This is a genomic window from Dyadobacter tibetensis Y620-1, assembly GCF_000566685.1.
Classification (GTDB): domain Bacteria; phylum Bacteroidota; class Bacteroidia; order Cytophagales; family Spirosomataceae; genus Dyadobacter; species Dyadobacter tibetensis.
This window is the reverse complement of the sequence record NZ_AZQN01000009.1, coordinates 223,978-235,959: the sequence shown is the minus strand read 5'-3', so window position 1 is coordinate 235,959 and position 11,982 is coordinate 223,978. Positions and strand designations below refer to the sequence as shown.

11 protein-coding genes are annotated in these 11,982 nt (G+C 39.4%); 8 read left to right on the top strand and 3 right to left on the bottom strand.

Features of this window, described 5'->3' with window-relative positions:
- The first annotated feature begins 36 nt into the window (after nt 1-36).
- Nucleotides 37-399: a hypothetical protein gene (locus tag X939_RS0119685; protein WP_025765001.1), complete on the top strand. Its 363-nt coding sequence runs from the start codon at nt 37-39 to the stop codon at nt 397-399.
- Between the two features lie 10 nt (nt 400-409).
- On the opposite strand, the gene X939_RS0119680 is transcribed toward X939_RS0119685, so the two are convergent.
- From X939_RS0119680 to X939_RS0119670, 3 genes are all read right to left on the bottom strand, one after another.
- On the bottom strand, nt 410-1,072 hold the full coding sequence (locus tag X939_RS0119680; RefSeq protein WP_131694635.1) for a hypothetical protein: 663 nt from the start codon (nt 1,070-1,072) through the stop codon (nt 410-412).
- A gap of 126 nt (nt 1,073-1,198) precedes the next feature.
- Nucleotides 1,199-1,408 carry a hypothetical protein gene (locus X939_RS0119675; protein WP_025764999.1) on the bottom strand — a complete coding sequence of 70 codons (210 nt, stop codon included), beginning with the start codon at nt 1,406-1,408 and terminating at the stop codon, nt 1,199-1,201.
- Nucleotides 1,405-2,421, bottom strand: coding sequence for a type IV toxin-antitoxin system AbiEi family antitoxin (locus X939_RS0119670; protein WP_025764998.1), 1,017 nt, complete (start codon nt 2,419-2,421; stop codon nt 1,405-1,407). The genes X939_RS0119675 and X939_RS0119670 overlap by 4 nt, the downstream gene beginning before the upstream one ends.
- 775 nt (nt 2,422-3,196) lie before the next feature.
- Here X939_RS0119670 and X939_RS0119665 point away from each other — a divergent pair.
- The 7 genes from X939_RS0119665 (at nt 3,197) to X939_RS0119635 (ending at nt 11,970) form a co-directional block, all read left to right on the top strand.
- Nucleotides 3,197-4,588, top strand: coding sequence for a site-specific integrase (locus tag X939_RS0119665; RefSeq protein WP_025764997.1), 1,392 nt, complete (start codon nt 3,197-3,199; stop codon nt 4,586-4,588).
- A complete protein-coding gene (locus tag X939_RS0119660; protein ID WP_025764996.1) occupies nt 4,588-5,883 on the top strand; it encodes a hypothetical protein in 1,296 nt (431 codons plus the stop codon). The genes X939_RS0119665 and X939_RS0119660 overlap by 1 nt, the downstream gene beginning before the upstream one ends.
- A 98-nt stretch (nt 5,884-5,981) precedes the next feature.
- The gene (locus X939_RS0119655) at nt 5,982-6,275 is read left to right on the top strand and encodes a helix-turn-helix transcriptional regulator (protein ID WP_025764995.1); all 294 of its coding nucleotides are present in this window, start codon (nt 5,982-5,984) and stop codon (nt 6,273-6,275) included.
- Nucleotides 6,265-7,332: an AAA family ATPase gene (locus tag X939_RS0119650; RefSeq protein WP_025764994.1), complete on the top strand. Its 1,068-nt coding sequence runs from the start codon at nt 6,265-6,267 to the stop codon at nt 7,330-7,332. Before X939_RS0119655 ends, X939_RS0119650 begins: the two co-directional genes overlap by 11 nt.
- 112 nt (nt 7,333-7,444) lie before the next feature.
- On the top strand, nt 7,445-8,776 hold the full coding sequence (locus X939_RS23220; protein WP_025764993.1) for a toprim domain-containing protein: 1,332 nt from the start codon (nt 7,445-7,447) through the stop codon (nt 8,774-8,776).
- A 356-nt stretch (nt 8,777-9,132) separates the two neighbouring features.
- Nucleotides 9,133-10,761, top strand: a complete 1,629-nt coding sequence (locus tag X939_RS0119640) for a type I restriction-modification system subunit M (protein ID WP_025764992.1) — start codon at nt 9,133-9,135, stop codon at nt 10,759-10,761.
- A 3-nt stretch (nt 10,762-10,764) separates the two neighbouring features.
- Nucleotides 10,765-11,970, top strand: coding sequence for a restriction endonuclease subunit S (locus X939_RS0119635; protein WP_025764991.1), 1,206 nt, complete (start codon nt 10,765-10,767; stop codon nt 11,968-11,970).
- The last annotated feature ends 12 nt before the right edge of the window (nt 11,971-11,982 follow it).

Genomic DNA, 11,982 nt, shown 5'->3' with positions numbered 1-11,982 from the left:
TGTGCGGTTTAAACCGCACAACGGGTTAAAAATTAATTGGCTAAGGGTATATCAGCAATAAATTATTTTGATCCAGGAAAGCTCAATGAAAAGATTTCTGCTCTTCCCGGTATACGCATATATGTACTAGGACTACCGAGAGGAAAAGCTTTAAATAACGAAACCCCCTCTTCGGGAGTAAAAAAGGAAGTGTATTTTAGCCAGTCAAATACTTCGATGATGGGTTTTGTGAAAGGTGTTTTAAATTCCTCAGGATTTAAAATGGGTGTGGATGATGGAAGGCCATTCAGTAATACTTCTGCTCTGGATGAAGATCAGGCCAAATTGAATTGGAAACCGAGCACAAGTCAATATATATTATTGATAACAGGAATGGATACCCGGAACTTTTTCCAATAGTAAAAGTACTCTACATAGTGTACTTAGTTAACGGATCAGGTTCCTGGAAGGGATGGTAGCAGATAAAATACCACTTCATCACTAAGGTGTTCAGATCATAGATATTCATTTGGAAAACATTATTTTCAATAGCTTCCTGATCTAGGCTTGCCCTAAGAGAACTGTCTGCTACCATTATGCTAATAACAGGTTGTGATGAATTTTCAAATCCCCAGAGAATATCTCGAAGGTATTCGATTATCAAATCAATTTCTTCTCCGGTTTCTTTGGTAATCAACTGAGTGAAAATACTTTTTTCACCAGAATTTATATGATCATTCAAAATTCTGTTCAATCGGTCGATCAGGTTTGCATTAGATGAGATAATCTTTTTGATTTCCCTGCCCAGCACGATTGCTGATATTTTTTCAAGTGTACGCTCTTGTTCGCCAAACATGTCAAGATGATTGGAGTATATTAACTCTTGATGCAGAGGAAAAAAGTTTACAAGGATATTACCAATATCCGTGGCGTCTTTCTGCCTTCTTTCAGGTCTGTCATCGTAGGCTATAAGTTTCAGAAGAACGATTCCGATTAATGTGGCTGCGTTGAAGGAATTTCCCGTTTCAAAGCTGACAACCTCTGTGCCATTTTCGTAAACTTCTTTCATTCCGCTTATCTGAATTGTGGTCATACCAGTCCCTTCAATCTTTACACTGCCCTGAGATTCGATTTCTCCGAATGGAAGTAGGTCAATCTGAAGTCCGTCTGGCGAGATCAGTACAAATGCGTTTTCCCTGACAGGTATATAGTTTTCATTTTAGATAAGATACTGCTTAACAGCTTCGTATTCCTGATGACTAGCTACCAGGATGGCGTAATCTATGTCTCTGGTTGTTCTGAATTTCATTTCAGCTTTTTCGTACCATATCTGCCTGGCTAAGGCACCAATTAGGTAGTAGTCAATGGAAAGTTCAGTAAAAGTTTTCTCCACCGCATCGAAGACATTCTTTAATTCTGCATGCTTCATGGCTGATCGAATATCCGGGCTAGCTTTTTGTCATAAATAATATTTGCAGTCTCAATACATCTTGCATCGCCTGTAATCATCAGGTCAGCGTAAGTGATCAATTCAGGAGTAGCACGATTGTTCATGTATATTGTGGTGTCCATCCAAAACTTGTTATAAATTTTTAGGTTTCCATCAGACCGCGGAGCCAGCTTTAAAATTTTAACCAGCTCATTTTTTTCTTGTGCAGTATAAATTGTCCATTGTTCAGGATTCAGATGGCCGGTTTCAAGATCGCCTGCTGGCTCGCCGCCCCAAATAGCTGTTGCAGGTAATTCCAGCTGGTCCCACAGTTTGCTTCCACCGAAATGGTAAGTTCCTAACAGCAGGGAAGGTTTTAAAATATTTCTATACCCTATGATCCAGTTCTCAAGTAGTTCTTTCTTGTTACTTAGGATCATGCGGTTTTTATTGACTTCTAAAATATGCCCGGTTTCCTTTAGAGCCAATATGGCTTCATTTATTGTTCCCAGCGCCACCTTTGCATAACTAGCAATCTCCCGGTATGTAAAATTTACGGCCTCAGGGTTTTGTAAGAAAGCATAAACTACTTTTAGACCAGCCTTAGTGAAGGCTCGGTTCGTTTTTTTTTCAACGTCAAGATTTACCGGCTTTTGGCCATCCAGCCAAAGTAGTAGATTGTCGTTGGAGATATAGATATTTCCCGCAGTATCTAGATAGGCAATTCCGTTCTCGCGCAGACGCTGCTTCTGCGCTGGATATATTTTATCGGCAACAAGCATAAACGGCTTGTTTAATTCAGCCTGGCGAAGTAATTTATCCAGATGGTATTCACGAAACTCGCGTTTTACCTCGGTGCTAAAAATAACTGTGGTTTCTCCCATCGTTATTTTTGTCTTACCATCAATCCCATCATCGTAAGAATTATCCTGAGACAACCAATAACCAGCTATACCGGTATTTGCTTCTAAGTTTCTTAGCGCATTTTCGACAATTTCATTTTCTGAAAACATCACTTGTTCATTTTATTTACTTGTTCATGTTCAGTGAACAGTCAAAAATAATGAACAATTAGTGAATTTAAAAGTTTACTTATCTAAAATTTAAAAATAAAGTTCAATATCGATTAATGCCATAGCTCAGTGAATCCTTGAGACAAAAATATCTACAGATAATTGGAAGAGATTGATAAGGCGTTGACTGGATAATCGAACCTATCAATCATCCGGACGGCTTGTATTCAAGAACTATAAAAAAAACTCATGAAATGAAAGTGCTTCATTAGACTTCATTGCTACTATGCTAATCAACAAATTTGTATTGCACATAAATGAAAAAGGACTTAGTGAATTTCTCTAAGTCCTTGATTTTCAAGCGGGACCGCCTGGAATCGAAGTCGTACGCGACCCCGGTCTACGCGACGGCGGTCTACGCGACGGCGGTCTACGCGACGCGGCACTGCGGACGCCGCGCGGTCAGTTGCTCTAACCTCTATGAATAAGGTGGGTAAAAACAAAAAAGACCTAGCCTGTTTAGCTAAGTCCTTGATTTTCAAGTGGGCCCACCTGGAATCGAACCAGGCACCTACTGATTATGAGTCACAAGGTTTACACAATTTTGTCCTATTGGTAGTCTTTCTATATCTTATTAAATGCACTGATTGTAAGCATATTGAAACGTTCTTCTATTTTTGTTTATTGGTTTCTTATTGTTTATTTACTACTATTGTAGGCGAGTTTGTAGGCGAGTCATGAGGCGAATAGCCTACATTAATTTAACAATAAAGAAATGGATATTAAATCAGCATCGGTCAGACTGTCGTTCGAGAGAACAAAATCGGAAATGGTATCGGTTAAACTCCGTGTTACCTATCGTAGAGAACAAAGGCGATACGCTTTCCCCGTTAAAGGTGGGGTACTTGTCACTGAAAAGGATTTTGACCGACTATTGAAATATCATGAAAAAGGAAGCGAACGAACAGCTGAGGAGATTCGTCAAATCTATAATGATATCAAGCCTTTTATAAGTTTGGCCGAAAGTCTAACGTTAACACTACAACCATTTTCTTTTGACGCATTCCGGGAAGCATTTTATATGATGGAGGAAGCTATTGTGCAGGATGACCCCAATAACGTATTACATAAGCTTTATGAAAAATCTGAGGCCATGAAAGCCAGTAATAGATTAGGTTCTGCATCGAGCTATAAAGATACCGCCGTTTCTATTGCCCGCTTTGTGGATTCGTTTGACGATCTGGATCGTAAAGAATTTTTAAATATACCTATCCCTACCAAAAGGAATAAAACAAAGCCGAATGTCGTTCTGAGGTTTGAAAATATTACTCCCAAATTTTTGGAGGTATACCAACAGTGGATGTTAAACTTTGGAAAATCCCCTAAGAAAAAGAATTTAAAGAAGGGAGAACTACCCCCTATGCCAAAGCCCGCTACCTTGACCACAGTAGGTATTTATTGCCGTCAATTACGCTCTGTGTTCAACGATGCTATAAGTGATAATATAATTAGCCAGGATTGTTATCCCTTCGGTAAACGAGGCTTTACAGTTCCAGCAGGAACCAATACCAAAAAGGCATTGACAAAGTCCGATATATTAAAAATCCTGAATTTTGAATGTGAGCCAGATTCATTTCAGCAGAGAGGTAAAGATTTATGGATTTTTTCCTATTTAAGCAATGGAATGAATATTACCGATATTTGTAATATCAAATGGAGGGATGTTGACCGGAAGGAAAACAATTTAACCTTTATCAGACAGAAAACTGCCAGGACAAGAAAAGGGAATCAGTCCCGGGTTAGGGTCAAATTGAGGCCGGAAAGTTGGGATATTATTAATCGTTATAGTGATAATGAGGTTCCAGAATCCTATCTATTTCCTTTTTTGAATGCTTCTATGACAGAAGAGCAGAAAAAGGCCACCATTGCGCAAATTGTCAAGATGACTAATCAGCATATGAGAGCCATTGCTAAAATATTAAAAATTGATACAGATGTGAGTACATATGCGGCAAGACATTCTTTTGCTACTATTCTACTTCAAAGCGAAGCCCCTATTGCTTTTATTTCTCAGGCCTTAGGTCACCAGAATATAAGTACTACTCAGGCATATTTGGGGTCGTTTGATGACGAAAAGACTAAGAATTATCTAAATGCGCTCCTTTAATGAACCATGATTTTATAATTGCTGCTAGACGGTTACAACGTTCAATTGATGAGATAAACGATACGCTGCTTAACTCGTTGCAGCAAATGGGAATCGACTATCAAAAAGAAATTGAGCAGGCTATTTTAAAAAATCATGAGACGGGACGGGTATATCTAATTTCAAACATAGAAGAACTACTGGATCAGTTAAGGTTTCTCAATCCTAAATTAAGGCACAAATTATTAAAACTTCAGAATGAAGGTTTTGACGACTATGATGCATCATATTCGAAAACAAAGGATATGGTATATCTTTTTGATGAGTTATTGTCATCATTGCTTACTTTAATGATCCGATATTTTCCTGCTGATAAAGAAAGGTACAACGAATTTAAAGAGCGATATTTGAAAATGGATATTACACAAAATTCCTTAGAGGTTGATCCCTCGTTGCAGCGTTATTTTGAGGATAGTCGTTCTAATTTGGAGATATTTTTATCTAAAATCATACTTAATCCTAAGTCAAGCTCTAGATTCAAAACACTGGAAGAGCTTACGGATTCGATGTTAAAACATTCGAATTATGAGTATGAAAAGTATAGGAATAGTTTGATTGATGAGATATCTACGTTTCCTAGCTTAAAAGCTCAAATTTTAGAAAGAGAAATGCAGCAGAGCTCGAAAGATTTTAATTCTATCGTAGATAATAATCTAATTATCGATAGTGTTTTAAAGGATCCTGAAAGGTTCCAAGTAGAGTTCCTGAATTTGGCCGAAATACTCTGTCATTTGGATAGTGAGTATCTAACTGGTCTCTGTAGGACTACAATTAAAAGAATATCCCTACTTCATAGAATTGCGTTTTTAAAGGCTTACGATGAGACGCTGTTCAATTCAATTGATGATAATCGGAGCTTGGTTGATTCAGTTTCTTCCAACGTTCCTTTATTGGCAACAGTTACCCAAGGATTAAGGCCTCTGAGTGGTTCTTGGAATGGAAATACAAAAATTAAAACTGATGAGTTCGAAAAGTTGGTAGAGGATTTAGTCTATTTGTGTGAAAAAGGAAAACTTCCAACGGACAGGGTACAAATGATTGACTTACGGTTCCCTGTAACATTCATTAGAAAAACTTTTCAGTTGCTCTATTCCAATCTATATCCAGGTAGAAATGCTGATCGCCGAAGGTTGTGGATCAATTTTATTCATTTACGTTTCAAGCAGTTCGCTAATACCGCCGAAGATACGACTTCAAGGAAATTTAATGAGTATGGCTCGGATTACGATAAGGACTGCGAGCGTATAAAGTATTGATTTTATGAAAATCACCATAATAACCACTTCATCACCACTTCCCCACCTATAAATCACCTCATTCCTTTGCACTTATCAATAACTAGATAAAAAACGGAATGAAAAGTACTGTATTAACATTCGATCAACTCCCGGAAGCGGTCTATTCGCTTACCTGCGAAGTACAAAAGTTGCGCCAACTGCTAGAGGCCACCAATCAGGTACAATCTGGAGAAGAGTTTTTTGACCGCAAGGCCGCAGCTAAATTCCTTGGCGTTTCGGATCAAACGATTTATCAACTCGGCGAGAAACTTCCACGTCGTAAAAGATTCGGTAAACTGGTATTCCTAAAATCTGAACTGGAGGATTATTTGATTAACGGTAGCAGAAAGGGGGTGAGAAATGGAAAGTAACAGCCAAATTCCTTTGAATGATCTAGCCAAGGAATTGGCGGATTCAATTGATGAAAATGCTTTGTTTGAAGACTGTACTGATAGGCCATCCCCTGAGCCATATATTCCGGAAGAAAAAAGGGTTTGGACAGGTACGGAACTTTGGAATATGAAAGTGCAGGATGCGGATAACTTTGTAGAGCCCATTTTTGTGAGAGTGGGACTTGTTTCTGTATACGGTGGAAGTGATACTGGAAAAAGTATGTATTTGCTTCAGCTTGCCCTGGATACTGTGTCGGGCTCAGAAAATCATATTGGTTTTGCATTGAAACCCCGACACCACTCGGTTTTGATGCTATGTGCAGAAGATTCAGAATATGACCTGAATTTTCGTATTAAAAAGAAAGCTATTGGACTCACTGAAGATCAGCTAAATAATTTGACGGTTATCGTTTCACCCGAGGACGGGGTCAAGGAGGCGGAAGAACAGCTTTTACAAAAACAATTTGATGTGATTATAGTAGATCCATGGGGAGATGTTTCTGGTATTGATCCAAGTGACAATGGAAAGGTAAGAGGAGTATTAAAAGCGTGGTCTCAACTTGCTTACCGATATAAATGTTTAGTGGTCTTTCTTCATCATACCGGTAAAACGACGGATAACAAACCCCCTTCAAAGCATAATGCTTTAGGTGCACAGTCCTTTGAGGCCAAAATGCGATGTTTTATAGAGTTAAGGAAAGATACTGAAAATGATGCATTGCGACATTTTTGTATAGTAAAAGCGAATGGCTTATCGCAGTCGTTCAAGACCGAAAGCTTTGTTCTACATTTTGATCCTGAAACTTTTCAATTTACCAATACAGGAGAAAGAAGACCGTTTGACGATCTTGTGGTTTCACGACCAAGGCCCAAAGAAGACGATTCCATTGAAAAATATCAGAAGGCTGTTAGATTAGAGGCAGAGGGGGCAAGTCAGGATTCGATTGCTCGGGTTATAGGCTATGCTAATAAGGGCGGAGTATCTAAACTTCTGAAGAGAGGTAAAGCTCAAGGTTGGCCAAGTACGCAGGAATGATCGACCCTGGTCATCGGTATATTAACCTACGTTTCCTAGTTTCCTGTTTCCTGAAATATTGGAAATAAGGGAAACGGAAACCATATAGCTTCAAAATCAAATACAAAAACGAATGGTTGAAAAACAAATCTTCGCCTCATGTGAGGAACGGAGGCGGGTAAAGCTATGCCCTTGCGGGGAGAGTAATCAAAGCTTGAAGTTTGCAAATTTTAAAGGTCAAGATAAGTATGGTTATTGTCATAGCTGCGATAGGACTTTTTACCCTTCTGACTTAAATAAGAATATTAATAACAAGGTTTCCGTTTCCTGTATTCCTAAGCTTACAGGAAACCGGAAACCGGAAACCATACTTCCGGTAACGATAATACCAAACGAGCTGGTAAAGGAGAATGTCACTAGTTCGCAAGGAGTCAGGCTACTGGAATGGCTGTCAGATCAGAAAAGACGGGGTAAAGGGGAGGTGCCTTTTAATATAGAGCAGGTACGGGCGATTGTCAAGCGATATAGAATTAGAGGAACCGACCGATACAACGGTGGAGTTGCTTTTATATATATTGACTTGAACGAAAACGTTCGACAAATTAAGTTGATGGACTATTGCCGCAATACGGGCAAAAGGGTAAAAGAGCCAGGAAGAATCATGCAGGTAGGTAAAGAACTTGCTAAAAAATCAGGTATTGAGCAAATTAATATTGTAGCCTGCTTTTTTGGTGAACATCTTTTAAGGGGGAACAAAAAAGACGTATATATCTTCGAATCTGAGGCGACTGCCATCTATGCTAGTGTCTTTTATCCAAACTGTGTATGTCTTGCCACAGGTGGTAAAAATGGCTGTAAATGGGGTGAATATGATCAGTATAAAGTTTTGATGGGTCGTAAGGTGACTTTGTGGCCTGATATCGATGCGCATGATGAATGGGTATCAAGGGCAGAAGCTTTAAAGATGGCTGGTTTAAATGTACATGTAAAAGATGTAATTGTAAAAAGTGCCCAAGAGCAAGCGAAGATATTGGATATTGAATATGAGGTTTTCCAAAATCAAAAATATGATTTGCGTGACCTGTTAATTTATAAGGATCCTCATAACATAAGGATTAAGCAAAAGATTGAGATAATCAAATCTACGGTTATTCATCCTCAGCCTCAACAAGTGGAAAGTGTCTTTGACTCATTGGATTTCTTGAATAGTGATACTTTCGATCACTCCCAACCCACATCCAAAGCGTTCAACACTGAAGAATACAGGCTTTGGTTTGACTCAATTAATAAACCGGAGAGCCCTATTTATATAGAGGGTGATTTGACAGTCTACAATGTTTCGGATTTTGTTCATGGTTGTTTAAATCATATTGATGCCTTTACCAATTATCGGGAACCAGGCAATAAAATACAATTTATAAGACAGCTTGAACGGCTCAGGACTATACTGTCAACAGGAAAGTGAGTGATTAAGCCCTAAATATGATACAGAGAAGGCGTAATCATTAGCGGATGTTAGTAAGGGGGGAGGGGTATAGTAAAGGTTTTATGGTATTATTCTGACAACCACACCCCCGCCCGTCTGTACGTCGTGTCATAATTCCAGGTCGGGGAGCCATTTTTGATTCGTGGCAGTTGTCTTTCTAATTGCGAAGTGGAGGTTTAAGCATTGCCCTTCGGTTACAAAGGATTAATAAACGGAATGACCACGACGGTAGTCCTCCCCCATAAATCTTCCTCATCGGTTCCTTTTTTCTATTAAAAAATAGAACATTCATATTTGAAATATTGATATATTACGGCTTTCATTTAGTTAGTAATATGTCTGAGAGTCAAAAAAGAGAATTAGAAAGTAAGCTGTGGGGGATAGCTAATATCCTCCGTGGTAAAATGAATGCTAGTCAGTTTCAGGATTATATCCTAGGGTTTATATTTTATAAATACCTGTCCGATAAGCTGGTCAATGAAGTAAACGAGCTTCTAAAACCCGATGGCCTCACCTATGCCGATATCGATGAAAATACCGAAGAAGGAAAGCAAGACCTAGAACATCTCAAAGAGATTACGGTTGAAAGACTAGGCTTTTTTCTGAAACCTTCCGAATTATTCGGTACGTTGGCCCGGCGTGGGAACGTTACTGAAGATGAAACGAAACCCCTTACCGATGCGGCCGCTATTTTAGCGGAGGATACTGACGAGGAGTATGCGCAGACCTTTATTCTAGAAGATCTAGAAAAGGTTCTAAAGAATATTGAACGCAGCACCCTGGGGACGGATTCACAGGATGACTTCGACAACCTATTTTATGATATAGACCTTAATTCTACCAAGATAGGGAAATCGGTAGATGACCGGAATAAGGTAATTGTAAAAATCCTGACCGCTCTCAATACTATTGATTTCGATCTGGGTAGTACCGATTCCGACGTATTGGGCGATGCCTATGAGTATCTGATCGGACAGTTTGCAGCGGGAGCCGGACAAAAGGCAGGAGAATTTTACACGCCTCAGCAGGTTTCTACCGTATTAGCCAGGATCGTGACCACGGGGAAGAAAAAACTAAAATCAGTATATGACCCTACCTGTGGATCGGGTTCGCTATTGTTACGGGTAGCGAAGCAAGTGGATGAGGTAGGGCATTTTTACGGGCAGGAAATGAACCGTACCACCTACAACCTTGCCCGGATGAATATGATACTCCATGACGTATCTTATTTGCAGTTCGATATCAAAAACGAAGATACCCTGGAGCATCCGCAGCATTTGGGTCAACGTTTCGAAGCCATCGTGGCCAACCCGCCTTTTTCCGCCAAATGGAGTGCCAACCCCTTATTGATGAATGACGACCGGTATAGCCAGTTTGGTAAACTAGCCCCCAAGGGAACGGCCGATTTTGCCTTTGTGCAGCATATGTATTACCAGTTGGCCGATAATGGGGTACTGGCTACTGTACTGCCTCACGGGGTACTTTTCCGGGGTGCCGCTGAGGAACATATCCGTAAACATTTTATTGAAGAACTCAATGCCATCGATGCCGTAATCGGCTTGCCCGCCAATTTGTTCTTCGGTACCTCCATTGCCACTTGTATATTGGTGCTCAAAAAATGCCGGGAAGATAACGAGCATATTCTATTTATAGATGCCAGCAAAGGATTCGACAAGCAAAAGACACAGAACTACCTACTGCCGGAGCATATTGATGCCATCGTAGATACTTTCCAAAATCGCAGCAGCGTAGACAAATATGCCTATAGGGCCACCCTGGATGAGGTGCGGGAAAACAACTACAACCTAAATATTCCCCGCTACGTCAATACTTTTGAAGAAGAAGAAAGCATAGACCTGGATGCCGTGGCCGATGAGCTGGTGCAGATTAATGCCGAACTTGCCGCCACTGAAGCGAGCATATTGGCTTTTTGTAAAGAACTCAACATTAAAGCCCCTTTTTAAGCCATGGAAAAATTACAACCTGAATTAAGATTTCCTGAGTTTAATGGGGATTGGGAACAGAGGGCTGTAGGGTCCGTATGTAACTTTATTGTCCCCGGGAGAAATAAACCCACAAAGTTCGATGGAAATATTCCCTGGATAACAACTCCAGATATTAAACATAATTCTATAGTTTATTTTTCGAAAAGTAATTTGGCAATATCACTAGATGAGGCGAAAGATGTAGGTTCTAAAGTTGTGCCTAAAGACTCCGTCATTATATCGTGTGTAGGAGAACTGGGTCTGGTCGCAATATCCGGAACGGAGATGGTTATAAATCAGCAGCTCCACGCATTTATTCCAAAACATGAGGTGAATTATAGATTTTTACTTTATGCACTAACTGTTCAAAAACCTTATATGGATAAAGTCGCAACAAAAACGGCGGTTCCATATATGAACAAGACCAATTGTAATTCAATACCCGTTATTTTCCCCACCCTCCCCGAACAAACCAAAATAGCCGAGTTTCTAACGGCCGTAGACAAGCGTATAGAGCTTCTTACTGCCAAAAAGGAGAAACTCACCCTTTATAAAAAAGGCGTGATGCAAAAGATCTTTAATCAGGAATTAAGGTTTAAAATCGATAATGGTCATGGTGAGCTTGTCGAACCACCGGAGTGGGAGGAGAGGAGGTTGGGAGAGGTATGCCATTATTTCTCTAAGAGGAATAAAAAACTAATCAAGGCGGAAGTCTATTCTGTAACTAATTCAAATGGCTTTGTTTTGCAAAGTGAACAATTTGAAGACAGAAAGATTGCAGGAAATGATTTAAGTAATTATAAAATTGTCGAAAAAAATAGTTTTGCTTATAATCCTGCAAGAATTAATGTTGGTTCCATTGCTCAATTTGAGGATGAGATAGGTTTGATTAGTTCGCTCTATGTGTGTTTCAATGTCTCTGATAAACTGTTAGATAAATTTTTGCTAATTTTCTTAGATTTGGAGTCTACAAAAAAAAGCATTGTGGATTATGGTGAGGGAGGAGTTAGAGTTTATTTATGGTATAACCTTTTTTCTTTGATACCTATTAGATTACCAAGTATTGCCGAACAAAGGAAAATCGCAGAATTTAGTTCATCTATCGATGCTCAAATTCAAAAAGTAGAACAACAAATTACCCTCAACCAAAAATATAAAAAAGGCTTGTTGCAAAAGATGTTTGTGTAGTGCCTTATCCCT